The 24,775-nt window shown below is 66.6% G+C and carries 20 protein-coding genes; 11 read left to right on the forward strand and 9 right to left on the reverse strand.

Annotated features, from left to right (window positions below; all coding sequences use genetic code 11):
- The first annotated feature begins 39 nt into the window (after window positions 1-39).
- The 5 genes from IB261_RS12605 (at window position 40) to IB261_RS12625 (ending at window position 5,301) form a co-directional block, all read left to right on the forward strand.
- Window positions 40-1,173 carry an ABC transporter substrate-binding protein gene (locus tag IB261_RS12605; protein ID WP_225606123.1) on the forward strand — a complete coding sequence of 378 codons (1,134 nt, stop codon included), beginning with the start codon at window positions 40-42 and terminating at the stop codon, window positions 1,171-1,173.
- Between the two features lies 1 nt (window position 1,174).
- A complete protein-coding gene (locus tag IB261_RS12610) occupies window positions 1,175-2,026 on the forward strand; it encodes an ABC transporter permease (RefSeq protein WP_081516856.1) in 852 nt (283 codons plus the stop codon).
- A complete protein-coding gene (locus IB261_RS12615; protein ID WP_318653073.1) occupies window positions 2,023-2,859 on the forward strand; it encodes an ABC transporter permease in 837 nt (278 codons plus the stop codon). Before IB261_RS12610 ends, IB261_RS12615 begins: the two co-directional genes overlap by 4 nt.
- Window positions 2,860-2,949: 90 nt before the next feature.
- The gene (locus tag IB261_RS12620) at window positions 2,950-4,101 is read left to right on the forward strand and encodes a M24 family metallopeptidase (protein ID WP_081516858.1); all 1,152 of its coding nucleotides are present in this window, start codon (window positions 2,950-2,952) and stop codon (window positions 4,099-4,101) included.
- 105 nt (window positions 4,102-4,206) lie between these two features.
- Window positions 4,207-5,301: an arginase family protein gene (locus IB261_RS12625; RefSeq protein WP_192382946.1), complete on the forward strand. Its 1,095-nt coding sequence runs from the start codon at window positions 4,207-4,209 to the stop codon at window positions 5,299-5,301.
- Between the two features lie 246 nt (window positions 5,302-5,547).
- On the opposite strand, the gene IB261_RS12630 is transcribed toward IB261_RS12625, so the two are convergent.
- The 3 genes from IB261_RS12630 to IB261_RS12640 form a co-directional block, all read right to left on the reverse strand.
- Window positions 5,548-6,372 (reverse strand): lytic transglycosylase domain-containing protein, encoded by an 825-nt coding sequence (locus IB261_RS12630; RefSeq protein ID WP_192382945.1) that lies wholly within the window; start codon window positions 6,370-6,372, stop codon window positions 5,548-5,550.
- Between the two features lie 289 nt (window positions 6,373-6,661).
- The gene (locus IB261_RS12635) at window positions 6,662-7,021 is read right to left on the reverse strand and encodes a cupin domain-containing protein (RefSeq protein WP_081516861.1); all 360 of its coding nucleotides are present in this window, start codon (window positions 7,019-7,021) and stop codon (window positions 6,662-6,664) included.
- A gap of 11 nt (window positions 7,022-7,032) precedes the next feature.
- A complete protein-coding gene (locus IB261_RS12640; protein WP_081516862.1) occupies window positions 7,033-8,418 on the reverse strand; it encodes an NAD(P)/FAD-dependent oxidoreductase in 1,386 nt (461 codons plus the stop codon).
- A 254-nt stretch (window positions 8,419-8,672) separates the two neighbouring features.
- Between IB261_RS12640 and IB261_RS12645 the strand changes: the two genes are divergently transcribed.
- Together IB261_RS12645 and IB261_RS12650 are read left to right on the forward strand one after the other, a co-directional pair.
- Window positions 8,673-9,413, forward strand: a complete 741-nt coding sequence (locus IB261_RS12645) for a nuclear transport factor 2 family protein (protein ID WP_225606138.1) — start codon at window positions 8,673-8,675, stop codon at window positions 9,411-9,413.
- Between the two features lie 259 nt (window positions 9,414-9,672).
- Window positions 9,673-11,145 (forward strand): aldehyde dehydrogenase family protein, encoded by a 1,473-nt coding sequence (locus tag IB261_RS12650; protein WP_192382944.1) that lies wholly within the window; start codon window positions 9,673-9,675, stop codon window positions 11,143-11,145.
- Between the two features lie 399 nt (window positions 11,146-11,544).
- Here the strand turns inward: IB261_RS12650 and IB261_RS12655 are convergent, their stop codons facing one another.
- On the reverse strand, window positions 11,545-12,879 hold the full coding sequence (locus tag IB261_RS12655; RefSeq protein WP_192382943.1) for an APC family permease: 1,335 nt from the start codon (window positions 12,877-12,879) through the stop codon (window positions 11,545-11,547).
- A 61-nt stretch (window positions 12,880-12,940) separates the two neighbouring features.
- Complete coding sequence (locus IB261_RS12660; protein ID WP_192382942.1) at window positions 12,941-14,578, reverse strand: amidohydrolase; 1,638 nt, start codon at window positions 14,576-14,578, stop codon at window positions 12,941-12,943.
- 382 nt (window positions 14,579-14,960) lie between these two features.
- Between IB261_RS12660 and IB261_RS12665 the strand changes: the two genes are divergently transcribed.
- Window positions 14,961-15,869, forward strand: coding sequence for a LysR family transcriptional regulator (locus IB261_RS12665; protein ID WP_192223166.1), 909 nt, complete (start codon window positions 14,961-14,963; stop codon window positions 15,867-15,869).
- A 425-nt stretch (window positions 15,870-16,294) separates the two neighbouring features.
- On the opposite strand, the gene IB261_RS12670 is transcribed toward IB261_RS12665, so the two are convergent.
- Window positions 16,295-17,209, reverse strand: coding sequence for a LysR family transcriptional regulator (locus tag IB261_RS12670; RefSeq protein WP_192382941.1), 915 nt, complete (start codon window positions 17,207-17,209; stop codon window positions 16,295-16,297).
- Window positions 17,210-17,315: 106 nt separating this feature from the next.
- Between IB261_RS12670 and IB261_RS12675 the strand changes: the two genes are divergently transcribed.
- The 3 genes from IB261_RS12675 (at window position 17,316) to IB261_RS12685 (ending at window position 21,708) form a co-directional block, all read left to right on the forward strand.
- Window positions 17,316-19,052, forward strand: a complete 1,737-nt coding sequence (locus tag IB261_RS12675) for an amidohydrolase (RefSeq protein WP_151186780.1) — start codon at window positions 17,316-17,318, stop codon at window positions 19,050-19,052.
- 58 nt (window positions 19,053-19,110) lie between these two features.
- Window positions 19,111-20,190, forward strand: a complete 1,080-nt coding sequence (locus IB261_RS12680; RefSeq protein ID WP_192382940.1) for a C45 family autoproteolytic acyltransferase/hydrolase — start codon at window positions 19,111-19,113, stop codon at window positions 20,188-20,190.
- Between the two features lie 180 nt (window positions 20,191-20,370).
- Window positions 20,371-21,708: an MFS transporter gene (locus IB261_RS12685; RefSeq protein ID WP_192382939.1), complete on the forward strand. Its 1,338-nt coding sequence runs from the start codon at window positions 20,371-20,373 to the stop codon at window positions 21,706-21,708.
- On the opposite strand, the gene IB261_RS12690 is transcribed toward IB261_RS12685, so the two are convergent.
- From IB261_RS12690 to IB261_RS12700, 3 genes are all read right to left on the reverse strand, one after another.
- Window positions 21,701-22,585, reverse strand: a complete 885-nt coding sequence (locus tag IB261_RS12690) for a DMT family transporter (RefSeq protein WP_081516872.1) — start codon at window positions 22,583-22,585, stop codon at window positions 21,701-21,703. The genes IB261_RS12685 and IB261_RS12690 overlap by 8 nt on opposite strands.
- Window positions 22,586-22,767: 182 nt before the next feature.
- Window positions 22,768-23,757 carry a D-2-hydroxyacid dehydrogenase family protein gene (locus tag IB261_RS12695; RefSeq protein ID WP_192382938.1) on the reverse strand — a complete coding sequence of 330 codons (990 nt, stop codon included), beginning with the start codon at window positions 23,755-23,757 and terminating at the stop codon, window positions 22,768-22,770.
- Window positions 23,758-23,957: 200 nt separating this feature from the next.
- On the reverse strand, window positions 23,958-24,443 hold the full coding sequence (locus IB261_RS12700) for a BRO-N domain-containing protein (RefSeq protein WP_225606122.1): 486 nt from the start codon (window positions 24,441-24,443) through the stop codon (window positions 23,958-23,960).
- Window positions 24,444-24,775 lie beyond the last annotated feature (332 nt).

The following is a 24,775-nucleotide window of genomic DNA, read 5'->3' on the forward strand; positions in this document are numbered from 1 at the left end:
CTAACCCATAACGAAAACAAACGATCGGGGAGCAATCACATGAGCGACTCTATAAAAGCAGGCCAAGGCTTCATCGAAGACGCCATCGAGATCGCCGTCCAGAAGGGCGAGCGCGCCGGCATCAGCCGCCGCGATTTCAACCGCAGCCTGCTGCTGCTCGCCGCCGCCAGTGCGCTGCCGTTCGGCGCCGGCGGTCGGGCCTTCGCAGCCGGCGGCAACCTGGTGCTGGCCAACTGGGGCGGTGATGCGGTGCCGGCCTTCGAGAAGAGCTTCGGCGGCTTCGACCAGGCTTCCGGCCTGGCCCTGAAAGTCGACGGCAGCGGCCCCACCGAGGGCGCGCTGAAGACCCAGGTAAGCAGCGGCGCGGTGCGCTGGGACGTGTGCGACGGCGAGATGTATTCGTCCTACCGGCTGGGCAAGGACAAGTTCCTCACCCCCATCGACTTCGGCATCGTCGACAAATCGCTGATCGGCTACGGCGACGTGCATGACTTCGGCCTCGCCAACTACACCTACAGCTACGTGATCGGCTACGACCACGAGCAGTTCGGCAAGAACCCGCCCAAGTCCTGGGCCGACTTCTGGGACGTGAAGAAGTACCCGGGCAAGCGCACCCTCTACAAGTGGATGAGCGCCAACCTCGAGTGCGCGCTGCTGGCCGACGGCGTTCCGCCGGAACAGCTCTACCCGCTGGACGTGGACCGCGCGCTGCGCAAGATCGAGGAGCTGCTGCCGCACATCGCCACCCACTGGTCCACCGGCGCCGAGTCGCAGCAGCTGATCCGCGATGGCGAGGTGAGCATGGCGCAGATGTGGCACACCCGCGCCGAACTGGTGAAGAACGACACCGCCGGCAAGATCGACTGGAGCTTCGACGGCGGCATCGTCTCGCCTTCGGTGTGGATGGTGCCCAAGGGCAACCCGGCCGGCGCCAAGGCGGCCATGGACTTCATCGCCTATGCCCTTCGTCCTGAAGTCCAGGCCAAGCTCATGGAGGTCTACAACATGGGCCCGGTGAACCTTGCGGCCAACGACCTGCTCAGCGCCCAGCTGCAGGCGATCAACCCCACCGCACCGGACAACCTGAAGAAGCAGGTGTCGCTGAACAACAAGTGGCACGCCGAACACTACGGCGAAACCCTGGAGCGCTACCTCGCGCTGATCGGTGGCTGAGATGCGACGTTTCGCACCGGGCGTGCTGCCGGTCTACGGCCTGCTGATCCTGCCCCTGCCTGTGCTCGTCGTGGTCGGCTACCTGTTGCCGACCCTCGGCGTGCTCGGCTGGAGCTTCAGCCTGCCGGAGTGGGGCACGCAGAACTACGCGGCCATCGCCGACAACGCCAACCTGCAGGCGGTGATCTGGCGCACCCTGCGCATCTGCCTGCTGACCACCGCGATCAGCGTCGCCATCGCCTACCTGATCGCTTACCGCTGGCGTTTCGCGACGCCGCGCGGCCGGCAGCTGATCGAGCTGTTCGTGCTGCTGCCGTTCTGGCTGTCGATGCTGATCCGCGCCTTCGCCTGGCTGGTGCTGCTGCGCAACGGTGGGCTGGTCAGCCAGGGGCTGATGGCCACCGGCTGGTTCGACGCGCCGCCGCCGCTGGTGCGCAACGAACTCGGCGCGCTGATCGGCATGGTGCACTTCATGGTGCCTTACGCGGTGCTGCCGCTGCTGTCTTCGCTGAAACAGGTGGACGACAGCCTGCTGCGCGCTTCCAGCAGCCTGGGTGCGAGCCACTGGCAGACGCTCAAGGACATCTTCATCCCGCTGACCTTGCCGGGCGTGGTCGCCGCGTCCGCCATCGTCTTCGTGTTCAGCCTCGGCTGCTTCGTCACCCCGGCGCTGCTGGGCGGCGGCAAGGCCGCGATGCTCGCCGAGTACATCTACGTGCAGATGTTCCAGCTCTCCAACTGGGGCCTAGGTGCGGCGCTGAGCATTGTGCTGATGCTGCTGGTGGTGGGCTGCGCGTTGCTGTTCGGACAACTCATCGGCTACCGCCGCCTGCTCGGGAGGACTGAGCTGTGACTCCGCAGGGAACCTATCTCTCCGCCATGCCAGTGAAAAAGCCGCAGCTGCCACGCCCGGCGCTGGGGCGCTGGCTGTCCTGGACCGCACTGGCGCTGTCCGCGCTGTTCCTGCTGCTGCCGATCCTGGTGATCGTGCCGCTGTCGTTCGGCAAGCAGCGCTACCTGGCCTTCCCGGACGGCGGCTGGTCGCTGCGCCACTACGCAACGCTGTTCGACGGCGCGTGGCTGCTGTCGATCCTGCAGAGCCTGGGCCTGGCGCTGGTGGTCGGTGCGCTGTCCACCGCGCTGGCCTTTCTGTTCGCCACCGGCATCTGGCTGCAGCGGCGCTTCCGCACCGTGCTGACGCTGATCGTGCTGCTGCCGATGATCGTCCCGCAGGTGGTCTCGGCGATGTCGATCTATTACCTCGACGCGCGCCTGGGCATTCTCGACAACCTGCTGGGCGTCGGCTTCGGCCATCTGCTGATGGCGCTGCCGTACTCGGTGATCGCCATGCTGGTGGCCTACGCGCGGCTCGACCAGAGCCTGTACAAGGCCTCGCGCTCGCTCGGCGCGGGGCTCTGGCCGACGCTCTGGCACGTGCTGCTGCCCAACGTGCGCGGCGGCATTCTCGGCGGCTTCTTCATGGGCTTCGTGATGAGCTGGGAAGAAGTGGTGGTGACCCTGTTCACCAGCGGCCTGAACGTGGTGACGCTGCCCAAGCGCATCTGGGACGGCCTGCGCTACAACCTCGACCCGGCGATCGCCGCCGTGTCCACCCTGATGATCGTCCTCACCCTGGCGGTGATGCTGCTGCGCATGTACCTGGAGCGACAGCGACCGCCTTCCTGATCCACACCCCGACTCACATCCGGTCGCCGCGCTGGCGACCCCAACCACTCTGTAGCAAAGCACCTGCCTGTCCCTGAGGAGGGAATCCCCATGCTTACCGCTTTCCCCGCGCGCACCTACCGTCAACGCGTCGAAGCCGTCAAACGCCGCATGGCCGATCGTGGCCTGGATGCCCTGGTGGTCAACTACCCGGACAACATCAACTACCTGACCGGCTTCGACAGCCTGGGCTTCCTCTGGTACCAGGCGCTGATCATCTCGCCGAAGCTGGCCGAACCGGTGTTCCTCACCCGCACCAGCGAGGAGCCCTGCACCTGGGAGCTGTCGTGCATCAACGAGGCGATCTTCTATGACATCGCCAAGCAGGACCCGCTGAAGATCGTCGCCGACGTGCTCGCCCAGGCCGGCCTTTCCCAGGCGCGCATCGGCCTGGAAATGACCGCCTCGACCTTCTCCCCGGCGCAGTACAACGCGCTGCTGGGCTATATGCCCGAAGCCCGTTTCGAAGACGCCGGCCCGCTGGTCGCCGAGAACCGCCTGATCAAGACCGCCGAGGAAATCGAGTACCAGCGCAGCGCCGCGCGCATGGCCGATCAGGGCATGCTGGCCGCCTTCGAAGCGCTGCGTCCGGGTATCTCGGAAGTGGAAGTGGCCGGCATCGTCGCCAACGCCCTGGGTCGCGCCGGCAGCGAGTACTCGGCGATCAGCCCGATGTGCGCCACCGGCCGCCGCAGCACCATGACCCACGCCATGCCGCACCGCCAGACCATCAGCCACGGCGACGTGGTGATCCTCGAGCACGCCGGCGTGTGCAACCGCTACCACGCGATCCTCATGCGCACCGCGGTGATCGGCAAACCCAGCCCGCGGGTGAAGGAAGTGGCGACCCTGCTCACCGAAGCCTTCAACGCGGCCATCGACATCGCCAAGCCGGGCACCCCGGTGGGTGAGGCCAACCGCGTGTGCAACCAGATCCTCGACCGTATCGACCTGTCGCGCACCCGCGTGCACCGCATCGGCTACAGCCTGGGCCTGGCCTACCCGCCGACCTGGCTGGAAGCGATGATGGTGGACGAGGCCGACGACCATGTGTTCCAGCCGAACATGTCGTTCTCCATCGAGCCCAACCTGTCCTTGTACAACGAAGGCTTCGGCATCAAGCTCGGCGACACCGTGCTGTGCGGCGAGAAGGGCTCGGCGAGCCTGTCGGAGCTGCCGCCGGAGCTGACGATCATCGACTGATGGAGGTTCGCCCCCGGTCCGTGTACTGCCGGGGGCGAATCCGTGTTGCGTGTCTGCGCCTGCGGGCGCAGTGATGGAATCCGAGGGTTTCTGATGAGTCACACGATGGATATTTTCTGGCACGACGACGTGCTGCGCCACGACACCGCTGCCGGCGTGTTCGAGGCGCCGCCCAGCGACCTGCTGGCCGAGCAGTTGCTGCACCCGGAGAGCAATCCCCGGCTGCTCAACATGCGCGCCATCCTCCAGCGCGGGCCGGTCGCCGGTTCGTTGAACTGGCACGAAGGCCGCCATGCCAGCGAAGAGGAACTGCTGCGCTTCCACGATGCCGATTACCTGCGCGGCATCTTCGCGGCGGACGCCCAGGGCAAGCGATTCAGCAGCACCACGCTGATGTCCGCCGGCAGTCTCGCCGGCCTGCTGGCCGCCGCCGGCACCAGCCTGCTGGCACTGGAAAGCGTGCTGGCCACCGGCAACCCGGCCATGGCCCTGGTACGCCCGCCGGGCCACCACGCCGCGCCGGCCATGGCCGACGGCTACTGCTTCTTCAACAACGTCGGGGTTGCCGCGCGCGCCGCGCAGGCGGGGGGGCTGGAGCGGGTGGCCATCGTCGACTGGGACGTGCACCACGGCAACGGCACCCAGGAAGGCTTCTACGACGATCCTTCGGTGTTCACCGTGTCCCTGCACATGGACCACGGGGCGTGGGGACCAAGCCACCCGCAGAGCGGTGCGGCCGATGAGCGCGGCTACGGCGCGGGGCTGGGCAGCAACCTCAACCTGCCGCTGCCCATGGGCTCGGGCGACCAGCTCTACGAGATGGTCTTCAGCCGCTTCGTCGAGCCGGCGCTGCGCGCCTTCAAGCCGGACCTGCTGATCATCGCCAACGGCCTGGACGCCTCGCAGTTCGACCCCAACGGCCGCCAGCTGGTGACCATGCAGGGCTTCAACCGCCTGGCCCGCCGCGCCCGCGCGCTGGCCGACGAACTCTGCCAGGGGCGCCTGCTGGTGGTGCAGGAGGGCGGCTACAACCCGGCCTACAGCGCCTACTGCCTGCATGCCGCGACGGAAGGCTTCCTCGGCCAGCCGTCCACGCTGCCCGACCCGCTGGCCTACATGCCGGAACCGGCCGCGCGGGTGGAAGCCGACCTCGCCGCGCTGGACACCCGGCTGGCGACGGCGGGGTGGAAGTTCGGCTGAGCCATCAGCTCTGGCAGGGTCGGGCTGACCGGTAGGGCGGATAACGCGCCAGCGTTATCCGCCGCGGATGTCCCGGCGGATAACCTGTTCCAGGTTATGCGCCCTACGAGTCGGGCCGGCATGCCGCTGCGCTCTTTGTAGGATGAGTGGAGCGCAGCGATACCCATGCGGATGGCGCAGGAAACTGATGGGGATCGCTGCGCTCCACGCCATCCTACGAACTCTCTGACCTCGACATTCAACCGGCTAGCGATGATTGCGATAGCGCTCGGTCAGGGACTGCACGCGGGCGACGTAGGTTTGCGTCTCGGCGTAGGGCGGTATTCCGTTGTACTTGTCGACGGTCATCTCACCGGCGTTGTAGCTCGCCAGCGCCAGCCGCTGATTGCCGTTGAAGCGCTTGAGCAGCCAGGCCAGGTAGCGCACGCCGCCACGGATGTTCTGCCGCGCATCGAAGGGGTTGCTGACATTGAAACGCTCAGCGGTGTCGGGCATCAACTGCATCAGCCCCTGCGCGCCGGCGACGGAAATGGCGTTGGGCTGGAACGCCGATTCGGCATGGATCACCGCGCGCACCAGCGCTCGGTCGACACCGTAGCGCAGCGACGCGGCCTCGATCTCGCGGCGATAGGAACGGGTGTCCAGGCGCAGCGTGGCGACGTTGAAATCCTTCGGCGCCATGCACAGGTAGCAGCCCTTGATGTAATACACATCGATCACATCGACCCGCGCGGAGATCCCGACCGGGCGACGGCTCACGTACTGGCGAACGCCCTTGTGGACGAAGGTGTAAACCCGAACCCGCCCTGCGCCAGGCTCGTCCCCGCGCTCGCTCGCTGGCGCGGCCTTCGACCTGGGGCTGGCAGTCGCGCCTGACTTGCTGGTCTGGCTTGTCTTGCTGTTCTGGAGCGTGCAGCGCGCCCCGGCAACGGCGTGACTGGTGTGGCTGACGGTCCCGTCGCGGGCCTGGCATTTGAACAGTGCGTTGGCGTAGAGCGGAGCGACCAGCAGTGCCAGTCCGATGCAGCCAGGGAGGCTCCTGCGAGCCCATCGCCAGGTTCTGGAACTCATCAAACCGCTCCGCGCCGCGGGCGCCGATCAGGCTGGGGAAGCCTGATCCGGGTAAAGGAAAAGGGCCATCAGGGGCGGTCGTAGCCGGTTGATCCCGGGTGACCTGCCGTTTCGTTTCGCTAGTTATAGCCCTTTCAAACGGTTGTGGAGCTTGGGGGGACGTACGGCTGGCTGGCCTTCCAGGTCAGGGTGCAGGTCCGCAGATTCGCGAGCAAGCTCGCTCCTACGCAGTGCGTGTGGCACTCCCTTGTAGGAGCGAGCTTGCTCGCGAACACCTGCAACGCCGAACTCAACCGAGAATGAAATACACCTTGCGCACCGGCGTGAGGTTTTCCCAGGTGCCCTTGAATCCCGCCGCGACCACGAAGGAATCCCCCGGCCCGAAGGTCTTCGCCACGCCATCGGCGTCGGTCAGGCGCACGCTGCCTTCGAGGATGTGGCACAGCTCGTCGTAGTCGCACTCGCAGCGTTCCAGGTGCACGCCGGCTTCCCAGATACCGGCGATGGCGTTCTTTTCCGGGGCGCTGAAGTGCCGCCAGCTGCGGCTCTGGTACGGCGCATCGACGATCGCCGGGTCGTTGATCTCGCGCTCCTGCGGGGCGAGGTCGGGGTTGGCGAAATCGATGACGTGGCGGGGCAGGGTGGACATGAGGTTCTCCATCAGGAATCGAAACCGACGCCGAAGGCATCGAAGGTCTTGAGCAGCAGATCGCGGCGGCCGGTGCGGTCTTCCTTGGCCAGCGAACGCTGGGCCAGGCGCACGCCGAGGTAGCGCAGCGGCTCGGGAGGGAAGGGGAAGGGCTTCTGCGAGGTCATGCGCAGTCGGGTGCGTTCAGTGCTTTCGCCGCCCAGCTGGTCGAGCATGTTCAGCGCAGCGAAGCGGCTGGCCGCCACGCCCTGGCCGGTGAAGCCCAGCGCATAGGCGACGCGCCCGCCGAGCACGCAGCCGGTGAACAGCGTGGTGCGCGCCGAGGTGTCGATGATGCCGCCCCAGGCATGGCTGAACTCGACCGGACCGAGCTGCGGGAAGGCCTCGCGGAACTGTCCGGCCAGGCGCTGGAAGCTTTCCGGGCGCTGGGTCAGGGCCTCGTCGCGGCGGCTGCCGAAGTGGTAGATGGCGTCGAAGCCGGCCCAGAGGATGCGGTTGTCGGCAGTCTTGCGCAGGTAGTGGAACTGGTTGCCGGCATCGGCGATGCCGTAGCGGTCGACCCAGCCGATGGCGCGCAGCTGGTCGTCGGTGAGCGGCTGGGTGACCAGCGAGTAGTCGTACACCGGGATCACGCTGGAGTTCAGGTGGCCGAGCAGCGGCGGGGCGATGTTGGTGGCCAGGGCGATCTGCCCGGCCTCCAGCTCGCCACGATCGCAGCGCAGCATCAGGCGGTCGCCGCGCTGGTGCAGCTCGTGCACCGGGGTGTTCTCGAACAGCTCGATGCCCTGCTCCAGGCATACCCGGCGCAGCTCGGCGGCCATCTTCGCCGGGTTGAGCAGCGCGTAGTTGGGTTCGAAAACGCCGGCCTTGTACAGCGGCGAGTCGAGTTTCTGCGCCAGTTCCGCGCCTTCGAGCCACTCGCAGTCGATACCGAAGCGCTGGTAGTTGCTCTGCATGCCGCGCAGGCCTTCGACCTGCCAGGGCTGCATGGCGACGCTGAGCTTGCCGCGACGCTCGAATTCCACGTTCATGCCGAAGCGCTTCAGGTCCGCCTCGAACTCTTCGAGATTCTGACGGCCCAGGCGTACAAGGGTTTCAGCTTCTTCCGGCCAGCGGCGCAGGGCATTGCCTACGCCGTGGGAAATACTCGGCGCGCAGAAGCCACCGTTGCGCCCGCTCGCCTCGCCACCGCAGCGACGCGCCTCGACCACCGCGATGCTCGCGCCGGGCCAGCGCAGGCGGGCGTGCAGGGCGGTCCAGAGACCGGTGAAGCCGCCGCCGACCACCACCAGGTCGAAGCGGCGATCCGCTTCCAGCGCCGGTGCGGCGGGAGCGGGATCGAGAGTGTCGAGCCAGAACGGTCGGGGAGTGGCGTGCGCAAGAAGGGCGGATGTCATCGGAAAACTCCGGCAGAATGTCGGAAGAAAAAGCGGTCTTCGGGCCGCGTCCGAGTTTTGTAATCGCTCCGGGGTGCCCAGGCATACGGCTAGTCGCTCTTTGCGGGCACGCCCGGAGCAGGACAAGCCGGCCAAGACCGGCAGGGGAAAACCATGAGCGCAGAAGCATGAGCGAAGAGCAGGGCTGGAGCGCCACGCTCGAAGGCACGACTTACCAGCCCGACCCGGCGAGCGCCGTTACCCACGCGGTGGTCATGCGTTATCACCAGGCCTGGCGTCGTCATGACATCGAGGCGCTGATGGCGCTGTTCGACCCGCAAGTGGAGTACAACGATTTCTTCCAGGGTCGTCGGATTGCGCCGAACGAACTGCGCGAGTACCTGCAGACCAGCATGCCCGCAGCAGGGGATGAGTCGCAGGTCTACGCCGACCGCCTGCGGGTCGATGGCGACACCGCCTTCCTGCAGTATCAGGTGACCCTGCGGGGCACCCAGGGGCTGGTGTCCTTCCGCGCCACCGAGGCCTACACCGTGCGTGACGGGCGGATCATCAGGGTCAACGAGCACGCAGCGCTGATCGGCCAGCCGCAGAAAACCGCCAGCGAGCCGCAGCCGCGCATGGCCGACAGCCGCCTCGGGCTCTCCGCACGGCAGCTGAGCCTGCTCGGCGGCGACATCCAGCAGTACTTCCAGCAGACCCGGCCCTTCCTCAACCCCGACCTGGACATGCCCCAGGTCGCGGCGGCCACCGGCTACACGCGCAACCAGATTTCCTACTTCCTCAACCAGGTACTGGGGCTGAGCTTCTACCAGTACCTGAACCAGCTGCGGCTGCGCCACCTGCTCAGCCAGCTCGACGGCGCTACCAGCGTCACGCGCATCGATGAGCTGGCACGGGCAGCGGGGTTCCGCTCGTTGTCGACCTTCTACCGCTGCTTCCGCGAGGAGACGGGGTTGTCGCCCAAGGCGTACCTGGAACAGAAGGCGGCTTCGTGAGCGGAGTGCTTTTGTAGGATGGCGTGGAGCGAAGCGATACCCATCGATCACGGGTGACCCTGGCGATGGGTATCGCAAGCTCCACCCATCCTACGGGGCTTCCCCTCGGCTTCGCAGCCGGGCGGTCTGCGAGCAAGCTCGCTCCTACAGACAGTCCCCTCCGCGCGTGCCCGCATGCACGGCGCCCGCGTTATCAACCCCGTGCCCATTTCCCTATGCTCGGCCCACAAGCATTCCAACAAGCTCAGGAGACCTTCGCATGCGCGACCAGCTCTATATCGATGGCCAATGGCAGGCACCCGCGCAAGGTGGCCGCTTCGAGGTGTACGAACCCTCCAGCGAAGCCGTACTGACTGAAGTCGCCGCTGCCACCGGCGAGGACGTGGATCGCGCCGTGCAGTCCGCGCGCCGGGCTTTCGATGAGGGCGAGTGGGGCCGCAGCAGTGGGAAGGAACGCGCCGGCTACCTGCGCGCCATCGCCGACAACCTGCGTGGCCGCCGCGAAGACCTGGCCCGCCTGGAAGTGCAGGACAACGGCAAGCCGCTGCCCGAGGCGCAGTGGGATATCGACGACGCCATCGGCTGCTTCGACTACTACGCCGAGCTGGCCGAAGGGCTGAATGACGAGGGCGAACTGGTCGCGCTGCCCGACGAGCGTTTCGCCTGCCGCGTGCTGCGCGAGCCGGTCGGTGTGGCGGGGCAGATCATCCCCTGGAACTACCCGCTGCTGATGGCTTCGTGGAAGGTCGCGCCGGCGCTGGCCGCCGGTTGTACCGCCGTGCTCAAGCCTTCGGAACTGACCCCGCTGACTTCCCTGGAACTGGCCGCTGCCGCCGATGCGGTGGGCTTGCCCAGGGGCGTGCTCAACGTGGTCACCGGCCTGGGCCGTGACGCCGGCTCGCCGCTCTCGGCGCATCCGGGCGTGGACAAGCTGGCCTTCACCGGCAGCGTGCCGACCGGGCGCGCGATCATGCAGGCGGCGGCCCAGGACATCAAGAACGTCAGTCTGGAGCTGGGCGGCAAATCGGCGTTCATCGTCTTCGATGACGCGGATGTCGAGGCAGCCGTGGAGTGGATCCTGTTCGGCATCTTCTGGAACCAGGGCCAGGTGTGCAGCGCCACGTCGCGCCTGCTGGTGCAGGACGGGCTGCATGACCGGCTGATCGAGCGCCTGGTGGAAGAAACCCGCCGCATCACCATCGGCAACGGCCTGGAGCCGGGCGTGCTGCTCGGCCCGCTGGTCAGCGCCGGCCAGCACGCCAAGGTGTTGCAGGCCATCGCAGCCGGCGTGCGCGATGGGGCGAAGCTGGTCACTGGCGGCAAGCGTCCGGCCCATTGCGACAAGGGCTGGTTCGTCGAGCCGACAGTGTTCATCGACGCGCCGCTGGAGAGCGCCGTATGGCGCGAGGAAATCTTCGGCCCGGTCCTCGCCGTGCGCCGCTTCAAGGACGAAGCCGAGGCGCTGCGCCTGGCCAACGACAGCCAGTTCGGCTTGGCAGCGGCGGTGATGTCCGCCGATCCGGCGCGTTGCCAGCGCGTGAGCCGCGGCCTGCGCGCGGGCATCGTCTGGGTCAACTGTTCGCAGCCGACCTTCACCCAGGCGCCTTGGGGTGGCTACAAGCAGAGCGGCCTCGGCCGCGAGCTGGGCGTATGGGGGCTGGACAACTATCTGGAGACCAAGCAGGTCACCGAGTACCTCAGCGACCAGCCGTGGGGTTGGTACATCAAGTGATGTGAGGGGGGCGGCGGATAACCTGTTCCAGGTTATTCGCCCTACGCCGGCATGCCCTTGTAGGGCGCATAACGCGCCAGCGTTATCCGCCGTTGGCGTTGCCTGCGTTGTTGTGCGTGTTTCTGCAGCGCTTCGGCGTAAGCGCGGATTCTGTGTTTCGCCCCCTCGGGCGACCAACTTTGCCAAACGACGGATGGCCGCCCCACGCAAAGTAGGCAAAGGTCTGGCCCCGGACATCCGGTTTTTCGCTTGGGCGAAAAATTCCCTCGTTGAACGGGGCGTTCGGAGTGCGCTGATGTTTCTCTGGAAGGCTTAAGAGCCAAAGCTGGATCGGTGGGGTTTTTCGTAAGACCGAAGGGGACGCCTAGTCCTTGCTCGCGAACCGCACGGCACGGGGCATCAAACGCTCAGCGCCACCCGCCCCTTGCTGCGCAGGTAGAGGCCGTAGATCAGCCCGATCACCAGCCACGCGCTCCCCATGGTCAGCGCATGAATATCCATGCCATCGAGCACCGTCAGCACCACCGCGATGCCCACGATGGGCACAAGCCAGTGGGCGAACCAGCGCCGGCTGCGGCCCTTGATGCCCAGCTTGACCAGCACCGACAGGTGCAGCAGGACGAAGGCGGTGAGCGCGCCGAAGTTGACGAAGGAGGCGAGGGTGTCGATGCGCTCGCGCATCACCAGGGCGATGCCCAGTGACAGCAGGGTCGATAGCACCAGCGCCACATGCGGAGTGCCGTGGCGGCGGTGCAGGCGGGCGAACAGCGTTGGCAGCTGGCGGTCACGGCTCATGGCGAACAGCACACGGGAGACGCCGACCTGCATCGGCAGCGCGTTGGTCAGCCCAACCATCACCGCGATCACCCAGGCCAGCAGCAGGGCGACCCAGGGGCCGATCTGTGCTGCAGTCAGTTCGTAGATGGCTGCCGAGGCGTCCTTGATCGCCACACCCGGCATCAGGTTGCCCAGCACCCAGGTGGTCACCACGAACAGCGTCGCGCAGATGAACAGCACCAGCAGGATGGCGCGGCCGACCAGCCGGCGGTCGTTGTCCTTCACTTCTTCGGCGAGGGTGGAAATGGCATCGAAGCCCAGGAACGACAGCACGCAGATGGACGTGGCGGTGAACACCTTGCCGACATCGAAGGCGCTGTTGTCGAAGAACGGCGCGGCAGTCAGTGTGCCGGCGCCCTTGCCTTGCGCCAGCGCGAACAGCGCCAGCGCCAGCAGGCCGAACATCACCGTGAACTGCAGGACCACCGAAACCATGCTGACGCGCGTAGTGACGGCGACGCCGAACCAGTTGATGCCCAGTGACACCGCCACCAGCAGCACCAGGCACAGCGCGCGGTCGAGGCCCGGAACCAGGATCTGCAGGCCCACCGACATGATCAGGAACACCAGGGCGGGGATCAGCAGGTAATCCAGCAGGATCAGCCAGCCGGCAACGAAGCCCGGAACCTCGCCCAGGCTGTGCCGGGCGAAACCATAGACGGAGCCGGCGCTCTGTACTTCGTTGGACAGCGTGGCGTAGCTCTGCGCGGTGAAGTACATGCAGATCGCGCCCAGCAGGTACGCCAGCGCGATCAGGCCGCCCGAGGCGTTCCAGACGAAGCCGAAGGTGGTCAGTGGCGCCATTGGCGCGATGTAGGCCATGCCATAGGCCACCAGGTCTTTCAGGCCGAGGGTGCGCTTGAGCTGCGCGCCCCCGTGGGGAACTGCAACGCCCATGATCAGGCTCCACTTTTATTGTTGTTGGAAGAAGGGCCCGCCTCGTTGGCGGGCCGCTGGCTCAGCCTGCGAAGGCGGCGTCGCGGTGGACCTCGCGGCCTTCGAGCAGGGTCAGCAGGACCTGGGTCTGACCGATCTCGTAGGGGGAGATGGCATAGAGGTCGCGGTCCAGCAGGATCAGGTCGGCGTACTTGCCCGGTGCAAGGCTGCCGGTACAGTCGTCGCGCCAGGCGGCGTGGGCGGCGTTGATCGTGTAGCCCTTGATCGCATCCGCGATACCGATGCGGTGTTGCGCGGTCTGCACCGGGCTGTCGTTGCCCAGCGCCGGGTTCTGCCGGGTGAGGGCGCACTGGATGATCTGGAACGGATCGAAACCGGTCACCCCCCAGTCGCTGCTGAGCATGCAGGTCACGCCCTGGCGCACGAACTCGCCCAGCGGATAGATGTACTGGCTGCGCTCGGGGCCGATCATGGCTTCGACTATGGCGTCGGCCTCGGGGTTGGGTTGCGCCCACAGTGTCTGGTAGTTGGCCAGCGCGCCGAGCTGGTTGAAGCGCGGGATATCCGCCGGGTCGACCACCTGCAGGTGCGCCAGCTGGTGGCGTGAATCCCACTGGCCGTTACGCTCGCGGGCGACCTCCAGGCCGTTGAGCGCGGCACGCACGGCGCCGTCGCCGATGCTGTGCACGTGGATCTGGAAACCCTCGCGGTCGAAGGCGCTGAAGAACTCGTCGATCTGCTCCTGGCTGAACATCAGCTCGGCATTCCCGCCGGTATCGCTGCGGGGCGCGGCCAGCACCGCCGTGCCGTTCTCCAGCACGCCGTCGAGGAAGAACTTGGCCGAGTGCAGGCGCACCCGGTCGCCTTGGTAAGTGGCGCGCAGGTCCTTGAGTTCGGCCATCTGCTCGGCCAGCGACTTGTGCGCGAAGATCTTCGACGTGGCGCAGACGCGCAGGGTCAGGTCACCGCGATCATGGGAGGCCTGGTAGTTCTTCAGGTAGTTGCGCGCGGCCATGGCGTCGAGCACGCCGGTGATGCCGCGCGCGTTGAAGGCCTTGCTGTAGTGCGCCATGGCCTGCAGGTAGTCGTCGTCGGTATAGCCGGGGGCGATGCGGTTCATCGCCCAGATGGCGTCTTCCACCAGCCAGCCCTTCGGCGTGCCGTCGGCCAGGCGCAGGTATTCGCCGTTATCCGGCTCGACGCTGCCCGGGCGCACGCCGGCCAGTTCGAAGGCGGCGCTGTTGGCCCAGCCGTTGTGGTAGTCGCTGGCGAACATCAGCGCCGGACGGCCGTCGGTGACACTGTCGAGCCGCTCCTTGGTGAGCTGTTCGGGCGTGAAGCGCGCGGAGGAGAAGCCGACGCCGCGAATCCAGGGTTTTTCCGGGTGCGCCTGGGCGAAGGTGCGGATGGTTTCCAGCAGCTCGTCGAGGGTGGTGGCGTCATACAGCGAGGCGTTGTGGTAGAGGTCGGCGGCGCTGAGCTGGAAGTGTACGTGGGTGTCCTGCAGGCCCGGCAGCATCAGCCGGCCGCCGGCGTCGATGCGGCGGGTGGCACTGTTGGCCAGCGCCTCGATCTCGACATTGCTGCCGACGGCGAGGATGCGACCGCGCTGAATGGCGATGGCCTCGGCGCGCGGTTGGCGCTCGTTCATCGTGCGGATGTCGGCGTGGGTGATGATCAGTTCGGCGGCGGTGGACATGGTGACTCCAGGCAAGGCGGAAGGGTTCGAAAGGATCAGGGCCTGACGGGATCGAACGGGGCGTCATCGCGGAGGCTGCGTATCGCCCGGATGACGTTCGTTCGTCCATGCTGGAAACGGCGCTGGGGAGAGAGCAGGGCGGACTTGCCAAGCGCGTCACCGAACGCGGCACGGGGACGCATCAGGACGAGCGCAGGTAAGCGGGCAAGGCAGCTTATTTTCATTTCTGAGTTCAAAATGCGTGACGATGAGGCAGGGTGGCTTTCCATGGGGAAAGGGCCTTTCTCTTGATTCTTGTTGGCGTTGCGCAGAGGCTAAGGGCCTTCCAGGCGGCGAGTAAGCGGCGCCTTGGAATAACACTTGGGAAAATTCGGACTCAATCGTGGACAAGCTCAACAGCCTGCAGCTATTCGTCATCAGCGCCGAGCTCGGCAGCTTCAGCCGCGCCGCCGAGGAGTTGGGCAAGACGCCTTCGGCGGTGGCCAAGTCGGTCGGGCAGTTGGAGCAGGAAGTGGGTGCGCGGCTGTTCGAGCGCACCACCCGCAGCATGGCGCTGACCGAGGCCGGGCAGCTCTATCTGGAAACAGCACGGGAAGTGCTGGAGCGCATGCGCGAGTCCGAGGAGGAAATCGCCCAGCTGCACCACAGCCTCAAGGGGCGCCTGCGCATCAATGGCCCGTTGGCGTTCGGTCGACCCTTCCTCAACGGCGCCTGCGCCAGCTTCATGCGCAAGCACCCGGACATGAGCCTGCAGGTCGACCTGACCGATGCCTACATCGACATGCTTGATGGTCGCTACGACCTTGCCTTGCGCCTGGGACACAGCGACCTGCCGGGGCTGATCGCGCAACCGGTCGGAGAGAGTCGCATCGTGTTCTGCGCCAGCCCCGACTACTTGGAGCGCTGCGGCGTGCCGGAGCGGCCCGAGCAACTGGTGGAGCACGAATGCCTGGTCTATCGCCACCCGGCGCTGGGCGAGAGCTGGCTGATCGAGCGGGCTGGCGAGCGGCTGTTGCTACCGCGCAGCGGGCGCTTGAACAGCGATAACCAGGAATTGCTGCTGGAGGCCTGCCTGGCCGGGCAGGGCGTGCTGCCGTGCCCGGTCTGGAGCGTGCTGCCGTACCTGCGGGACGGGCGGTTGCGGACGATCCTCGATGACTGCCATTTTGACCCCAAGGCCTTGGGGTCGGAGTTGCTGGCGGTGTACCCGAGCACGCGAAGGGCAACGCGCAAGATCATCGCGTTCATCGAGCATCTGCGGGATTACCTGCGGGAGCAGAGGTTGGTGTAAGACGTACAACCGTTCGCGGTGGTACGCCGCTCCATTGTAGGAGCGGGCCATGCCCGCGATCCGCCGGCAGGGCCGGCGCCAGCATTGCAGAGTTGCTTCGGCGTGGGTGTATTGCGCCGCCACGGCGTGCGCGCGGGCTTCTTGTTTCGCCCCCTCGGGCGACCTTCTTTGGCAAACGACGGATGGCCGCCCCACCCAAAGAAGGCAAAGGTCTTGCCCCGGACATCCGGTTTTTCGCTTGGGGCGAAAAATACCCTCGTTGAACGGGGCATTCGGAGTGCTCGGATGTTTCGCTGGAAGACTTAAGAGCCAAAGCCGGTCGCTGCGTATTTGTAGGATGGGTGGAGCGCAGCGATACCCATGCTGTCGGTGTGAGGCATTGATGGGTATCGCTGCGCTCCACGCCATCCTACGTTGAGCCGCTGTCAGACCAACCCCTTCCCCTGCAGATGCTCGCGCAGGCAGTCGATGAACACCCGCACCTTGCGCGTGCTGCGGCGGTGCGGCAGGTAGAGCACATGCACCCAGGGTCCGAAGGCGCTCTGGTCGCGCCAGCAGTCGGGGAGCTGTTCCACCAGTTCGCCGCTTTCCAGGTAGGGCAGTGCGCTCCATTGCGGGAGGAACTGCAGCCCCTGGCCATCGAGCAGGCAGGAGAGCAGGAAGTCGTAGTTGTCGCTGGCGATGCGCGGCACCGGCTGGCGGATGCGGATGCGTTCCCCGTCCTTCTGCACCCACCAGAAATTCCGGTTCAGCAGCGGGTGACGGAAGATCAGCCAGTCGTGCTGTTCGTAGTTCTCCAGCGTCACGTCCAGGCCCTTTTCCGCGAGGTATTTGGGGCTGGCGCAGAGCATCAGGCGGTTTTCGAGCAGCGGCTGGGCGATCACGTCCGGCAGGTCGATGGGGCCGTCGCGCAGGGCGATGTCGTAGCCGCCTTCCACCAGGTCGACGAACTCGTCCAGCAGGTCTACTTCCAGGCGCACCTGCGGGTGCTCGCGCAGGAAGCGGCAGCACACCGCATTGAAAAAGGCCGGGGCGAAGGAGGGCGGTGAGACGATACGCAGGCTGCCGCGCAGCTCGGTCTGCAACTGCTCGACTTCCTCGCTGGCACGCTGCAACTGCATCAGCGCCGAGCGCGCGCCTTCCAGGTAGATGTGCCCGGCCTCGGTCAGCGCCATGCGCCTTGTGGTGCGCTCGAACAGGCGCTGGCCCAGGTCGGCCTCCAGCTGCGCCACGCCTTTGGTGATCGCTGATGGCGTCTTGCCCAGCTGTTCGGCGGCGCGACTAAAGCCGCCGTGGTCAGCCGTGGCGACGAACATGGTGAGCGCAGTCATCTTGTCCAAGGATTGCTTCCTGATAGGAATAAAAGTTGTGCGGGAAGTCAGTGTTAAAGCCACCGGGGCTTTTGCTTAACCTTCGTCACAGATCAACAATAACGAAGGCTCTGCGATGAAACTACTGATTCCGGCGCTGGTGTCGGCGGCTTGCGCTTTTTCCTCGATGGAAACTATGGCCGCCGCCGACCTCATCTTCCACGGCGGCAAGGTCTACACCGCCGAACCCGGCCAGGCGCTGCAACAGGCGGTGGCGGTGGAGAACGGTCGCATCCTCGCCGTCGGCTCCGACGCGCAGATCCTCAAGCTGCAGCAACCGGCGACCCAGGTCATCGACCTGCACGGTCAGGTGCTGATGCCCGGCTTCATCGACGCCCACACCCACCTGGTCAAGGGCGGCCTGCAGATGCTCCAGGCCAACCTGGACAACCAGGACCTGCCGCTCGCCGAGTTCGAGAGCAAGCTGCGTCAGTGGCGCGACGACGGCCGTGCGCGGCGTGGCCCGTTCCTCTATGTCGGTGGTGTGCCCACGGCGTATTGGGACGAGCTCGGCGAGTTGCAGCAGCGCTTCAACCAGGGCGAATGGGCGAAGCAGCCGATCCTCCTGGCCGGCGGTGACTATCACACCGGCTGGGCCAACCAGGCGCTGCTCGATCTCGCCGGGATAGACGCCGCCAAGGTCAAGTCGCTGAAGGGCGAGGAGCAGGCCACCATCGGCCACGACGCCGACGGCAAGCCCAACGGCTTCCTGGTGGATGCCGGCCTCTACCCGGTGCAGGCACTGCTGCCGCTGGCCAGCAACGACGAGCTGCTCAAGGCCCTGAAGGGCGCGCAGAGCTATTACCACGAACTGGGCATCACCGCCTGGATGGAACCCCTGGCCAACGAGAACCCCGGCGGCGACATCCACAACGATTCCGTCGGCGTACTGCCGGCCTACAGGATGCTGGCGCAAGAGGGCGGGCTGACCGCGCACGTCGCGGCCCTGCTGATGGCCGACTCCAAGGCGACCCCCGCCGACCTCGACGAGCTGGACAAGGTACGCCAGCAGTTCATCGGCGTGGACAACCTGACCCTGCCGGGCATCAAGATCTTCGCCGACGGAGTGGCCGAAGTGCCGGCGCAGAGTGCGGCCATGCTGGAGCCCTACAGCAACTCGAAGAAGTACGGCGAACTGCTGATCGACCCCAAGCACTTCGGTGAGCTGGTCAGCGCGGCCGACGCCCGTGGCTGGCTGGTGCACATCCACGCCATCGGCGACCGCGCGGTACGTGAATCGCTCAACGGCATCGAGCAGGCGCGCAAGGATCGCCACAGCGGCATCCCGCATTCGATCACCCACCTGCAGATGGTCAACCCCAGGGACTTCCCGCGCTTCAAGGCGCTCGACGTGATCGCCGCCATGCAGCTGTACTGGGCCGCCGCCGACGAGAACAGCGTCGACCTGGTCAAGCCCTACGTCAGTGCCATGGCCTTCCTGCACATGTACCCGGCGCGCTCGCTGCTGAAGAACGGCGCGACCCTTTCCGGCGCCAGCGACTGGCCGATCACCACGCCTGATCCCTGGAAGGCCATCTACCAGGCGATCCAGCGCGTCGGCCCGAAGGGCGTGCTCAATGCCGCCGAGGATATCGACCGGCAGACCATGTTCCAGGCCTACACCCTCAATGCCGCGCGCACCATGCGCCTGGAACAGAGCATCGGTTCGCTCAAGCCGGGCAAGCAGGCCGACCTGATCCTGCTCGACCGCGACGTGTTCACGGTCAAGCCCGAAGCACTGCGCGACACGCGGGTGCTCAAGACCTGGTTCGCCGGCCGCGAAGTCTATAGTCGTCCAGGCGATAAACTCTGATCCAACCGGAGCGCCCCGCGCTCCGGCCCGTTTAAAAAGCAATTGCAGGAGCCTTGCCGTGATTCTTCACACCTTCACCACCGACATCCGCGACCCGCTGCAGCGTGGCCGGCAGATCGGCGAAACCTTCGCCGAACAGATCCGCCAGACCGTGGCGCTGTACCTGGACTTCTTCCCGCGCGTCGGCGTGGAGTTGGACAAGGCGCGCGCCATCGGCGAAGCCAGCCTCGCGGCGCTGGCCGACTGGTGCCCGGCCCTGGCCAGGGAAGTCGAAGGCCTGGCGCTGGGCGTGTCCTTGCCGCTGTGGCAGCTGGCGGCGCTGAATGCGCGCACCGAAATTCTCGCGGTGATGCCCGAGCAGCCGGTGGAAGGCGAGTGCTCCACCTCCGTCCATGCCCCGGCTGGCGCTGCTGCCCCGCGCAGCCTGCAGACCTGGGACTGGCACGACAGCCTGGTGCCCCACGCCCTGCTGCTGGGCTTCACCGGTAGCACCGGCCTGACCGCCAAGCTGTTCACCGAGTTCGGCATGCTCGGCAAGATCGGCGTGAACAGCGCAGGGCTTGGCGTGCACTTCAACATCCTGCACCACGCCAGTGACGACGGCAGCGCCGGCGTGCCGGTGCATGCCATCGCCCGCCGCGTGCTGGAAGAAGCCACCAGCGTTACCGAGGCCATCGACATGGCGCGCTCGGCGCGGGTCAGTGCGTCCACCGTGCTGACCGTCTTCACCCGCAATGATGTCCGGGCCCGTGCCGCCAGCATCGAGATGAGCCCGGCGCACACCGCCGTGGTGGTGCCGCGCGAGGATGGCTGGCTGCTGCACACCAACCACTTCCTCGACGGCGAACTGAGCTGGGGTGAGCGCACGGCCGACGTGTCCACCACCTACGCGCGCCTGGAGCACCTCAAGGCCGGCACTGCCGGCATGACTGGCAAGGCCCTGCGCGAGCGCGCCGATGCCTTCTGCGGCGCCGACGGCGACCAGGCGGTGGTGTGCTTCCACCCGGACATGTCCGAGCCGGACACCGAACGCTGGGAAACCTTGCTGAGCATCGGCCTGGATACCACTGGCTGCGCGCTGGAGTACGTGGCCGGCACGCCGAAGAAGCTGGCGGATGAGGGGTTCCTGCGGTTCTGACGCTCTTCCTCCCGTCGTAGGGCGCATAACGCGCCAGCGTTATCCGCCGCCAAGCTACGGCGGATAACCCGTTCCGGATTGTGCGCCCTGCGTATCACCACTTGCCAAACCAACGCCCCGTGACGGCCCGCCGGCCGCCGCGCGGGTTTCGTGTTGCCACAAAAACAAGAGTGAACCGTCATGATCGACCACACGCCCGCAGCTCCCGGCCCGCGCTCGGCCTTTCGCACCTTCTGCGTCTCCGGCATGGGCACCGCGCTGGAGTTCTACGATTTCGTCATCTACGGCTACGCCGCCGCACTGATCTTCCCGCAACTGTTCTTCCCCGGCATGGATCGCCTGACCGCCGTGCTGGTCGCCTTCGCGGCGTTCGGCGCCGGCTTCTTCGCCCGCCCGCTGGGCGGCGTGGTGTTCGGCCACCTGGGGGACCGCTACGGTCGGCAGAAGGCGCTGGTCGCCACCCTCGTGCTGATGGGCCTGAGCACCCTGCTGATCGGCTTCCTGCCGACCCACGCCAGCATCGGCGCGGCCGCGCCCGTCCTGCTGGTGCTGCTGCGCCTGGTGCAGGGTTTCGCCGCCGGCGGCGAGTGGGGCGGGGCAGCGCTGTTCGGCATCGAGGTCGCGCCCAAGGGGCGTCGTGGCCTGTGGGGCAGCTTCACGAGCATCGGCATCGGCATCGGCGGCATCCTCGGTTCGGCGGTGTTCGCCATCGTCAGCTTCGCCTTCGACGACGACCTCAGCGGCATCGCCTGGCGCATCCCGTTCTGGCTCGGCGGCCTGCTGGTGCTGGTCGGCCTCTATGCGCGCCTGCAGAACACCGCGCCGCAGCCCAAGGCCGCGCCGCAAGCCGAGGCGCGCATGCCGCTGATGGAAGCTTTCCGCCGTCGCCCGCGCGAGCTGCTGCTGTGCATCGGCATCGCCTTCGGCTACGTCACCATTGCCTATATCGGCAGTACCTTCTTCCTCGCCTACGCGACCGACATCGGCTACAGCAGCAGCCATGCCTTGCTGTTCGACTTCTCGCTGTCGGTGGCCATCGTCGCCTCCGCGCCGTTCTTCGGGCACCTGTCGGACCGCTTCGGCCGCCGCGCGGTGATGATCTTCGGCGCGGCCATCATGGCGCTCGGGCTGTTCGCCTTCTTCCCGCTGATCGGCCTGCACAACCTGCCGCTGGCGCTGCTGGCCTATGTCGCCGTGGGCTTCTTCATGGGCGCGACCCAGGGGCCGATCCCGGCCTTCCTCGCCGAGCAGTTCCCGCGGGAAATGCGCTACTCGGGCATCTCGTTCAGCTACCAGATCGGCGCGGCACTGGGCGGCGGCACGGCGTCGAGCATCGCCACCGCCATCCTCATCGCCACCGGGCGCAACCCGTTCGGCGTGGCGCTCTACGGCGCGGCGGCGCTCTTGTTGGTGGCGGTGTGCTCCTGGCTGCTGCGGGAAACCTCGCGCCTGCCCATGGAAGTGATCGACCGCGACGACGCCGCGCCAGACGCCGTCCCGGTGCAGGCGGTCAACTGACCGCGCGTGCCCTGGTGCCCGGCACGAGGCCGAGCACCAGGGCGCAGCCGAGCAGGATGATCAGCGCGCCCACGCCCTGCATCAGCGACAGGCTTTCGCCCAGCACCAGTGCACCCACCAGCACGGCGACCACGGTGACGACGAATTCCACGCTGATGGTTTTCGTGGCGCCGATACGCGCGACGAGCTGGAAGTACACGACGTAGTTCACCGCGCTGAGCACGCAGCCGCAGAGGAGCAGGAAGAGGAAGTCGACGGGCTGTGGCGTGCCCGGCACCGGCACCCAGATCAACAGCGGCAGGGTTATCAGCCCGCCGATTCCGAAGGCGCCGCAGGTCACTTCCCAGGGCCCGGCGGTGCGCAGTTTCAGGCTGGCGTAGTTGCTGCCGAAGGCCGCGCACACCGCGCCGAACACCGAGGCTGCGCTGCCGAGGATGAATTCGTGGGTGATTGGCACCGCCGGGAAGCCCACCAGCAGCACCATCCCGCAGAAGCCCAGCACCAGCCCGCCCAGTCCGCTCCAGGTGATGCGCTCAAGGCCCCAGAGGCGGCCGATGAGCATGGAGAACAGCGGAATGCCGGCGACGAAGATCGCCGCCATGGCCGTGCCGATGCGCGGGGTGGCGTAGGTCATGCCGATCAGCTGGCCGGCCACCGTGGTGGCGCCGACCACGCAGAGTGGCTTCCACAGCCCTTCGAAATTCAGCCGGCGCCCGGATAGTTTGGCCACCGCGAACAACGTGAAGCTGGCGATCAGCGCGCGGAAGCTGACAGCGCCAACCCAGCCGAACCCGGCGATGGCCTTGAGCAGCACGAGAAAGGACAGCCCCCAGCCGATCGCAAGGAACAGATAGGCGGCAAGGTCGCGCGGTTGCATACGACTCCGGTGGCACAAGGCAGAAGAGGGCCACCGAAAAGCGGCGGCGAATGCGTCCATCTTGCCGGGCGCCCGTGGCGCTTGGGAAGGCGGCGCAGCGACGTTTTTCCATCTGTCAGCGGCGCCTTTCAGTTGCCTGCATTGCTACCTGGCACGGCAGTGCTTGGGCGAAACAGTCTCCGCTAGGAGTTGTCCGCCCGCCTGTTCGCCAGGGCCTGCGGATTCGCCACGTTCTTCGGTGCTCCGCCGAAGAACGCCACCACGTTGTCGAAGGCATCGCCGAAGTACAGCTCGTAGCCGTTCTTCTCCACGTATCCCAGGTGTGGGGTGCAGAGCGCGCGGGGATGTTTCAGCAAGTCGTTGTCGGCGGCGAGCAGCGGCTCCTGCTCGAAGACGTCCACGGCCGCGTAGCCAGGCCGACCGGCGTCCAGGGCCTGCAACAGCGCGCCGGGGGCGATGAGCTCGGCGCGGCTGATGTTCACCAGCAGGGCGCTGGGCTTCATGCCCGCGAGGTCCGCGAAGGTGACGCCATGGCGAGTGCTTTCGGACAGGCGCAGGTTGAGGCTGAGGATATCCGCCTCGGCGAAGAAGGCCGCGCGCGAAGCCGCCGCCTGATGACCGTCGGCGATGGCGGCGGCCCGGCTGTTGTCGCTGCCCCAGACCAGCACCGGCATGTCGAACGCCTGGGCATAGCGCGCCAGACGCTGGCCGATCTTGCCGTAGCCCCAGATGCCCAGCGTCTGCCCGGCCAGTGCGTGGCCCAGGTTGACCTGCCATTGCCCGGCCTTGAACGCTTCGATGGCCGGGACGAGTTGCCGGCGCGCCGTGAGAATGAGCGCCCAGGCCAGTTCCGCAGGCGCCACGGGCGAGCCCCGTCCCTCGGTCACCACGATGCCGCGCTCGGTGCAGGCGTCCAGGTCGAGGTGGCCGGACACCTTGCCGGTCTGGCTGATCAGCTTGAGCCTGGGCAGCCTGTCGAGCAGCGCTGCGTCGATGCGGGTGCGCTCGCGGGTGAGTACCAGCGCGTCGGCCTCGGCGAAGCGTGCAGCCAGCTCGTCCGCCGAAGCGGGGCCCAGGTCATGCAGCACGCGCACGTCGTGCCCGGCCAGTTGGCTGTAGCAGTCCAGCGTGCGGATCACGTCCTGGTAGTCATCGGGGATGACGATGTTCATGGGGAGTCCGCCTCTGCGGTCGTTTGGATTACCGCAGGACGATATCCGATCTTCAGAAGGCTTTCGATCCAGAGTGGAGCTTCAGCATTCCTGATGCCTGAACGGCCAACAAGTCGTGCAAGGCATCGCCCAGCTACTCGCAGGCCAGAAACAGCCCGCACAAGGGCGGGCTGAAAACTGTGGCAGGTTCGTGCGTGGCCTCAGCGTGACGCGCGGGCTTCCGCCTCCAGCAGCCTGGCCGCGTCGCCCACACGCATCCATACGCCGCCCTGCCATTCCAGCATGGCCAGCGAATGGTCCTGCACCCTGCGCTGTAAATAGCGCGGGCCGTTGCCTTGCTGCAGCTGCGAATCCCGCAGCACCGGCACCACCTCGTTGCTCAGCCACTGCCGCAGGTTGCGGTTTTCCGGGTGGAAGAAATAGAGCAACAGCAGCGTATACAGGCCGCTTTCGCTGACCAGCAATTCGTCCTCGCGGCAGCCCGCCAACTGCTCCCAGCGGTACTGGTCCGGGTCGAGCTTGCGCGGCACGCGGGCGCTGAAGTGGGTGTTGGTCAGGCGCGCCAGGTCGCGGGCGACGAACCAGGCCTGGTGGTCGATCATCAGCGCGCGCAGGGTGCGGTCGAAGCGGTGGAAGGTCTGGGCAATCAGGCCCGGGTTGGCCGGGAATTCGATCCTTGGGGTCATGGCGTTCTCCTTGCTCAGGGCAGGAAGTACAGCGAGAAAACCGCCCCCGAAAGGGAAGGGAGGCGGACCGTGCAAGGGTGGAAAACCGGTGGATTACCCCAAAGACCGGCCGGGCCGAAGCCCGCCTCACACGGCCCGCCATAGACAGCCAGAGCTATCCCGGTCTGGTAAGGGACCGGGCTAACTCTGCTATGGCAAAGGAGTAATCCAAACAGGTTTCCACACCTGACCACGGCTGTTCCGTGGCGGGAGAAACGCTAAGCAGAGGCTTTGTAGGACCGCAATGCCGATGGCGAGTCAGGAACTTCCCGGAAGCCAGCGCTGCGCCGGAA

The sequence above is a fragment of the Pseudomonas sp. PDM20 genome, assembly GCF_014852575.3.
In the GTDB taxonomy this organism is placed as follows: domain Bacteria; phylum Pseudomonadota; class Gammaproteobacteria; order Pseudomonadales; family Pseudomonadaceae; genus Pseudomonas.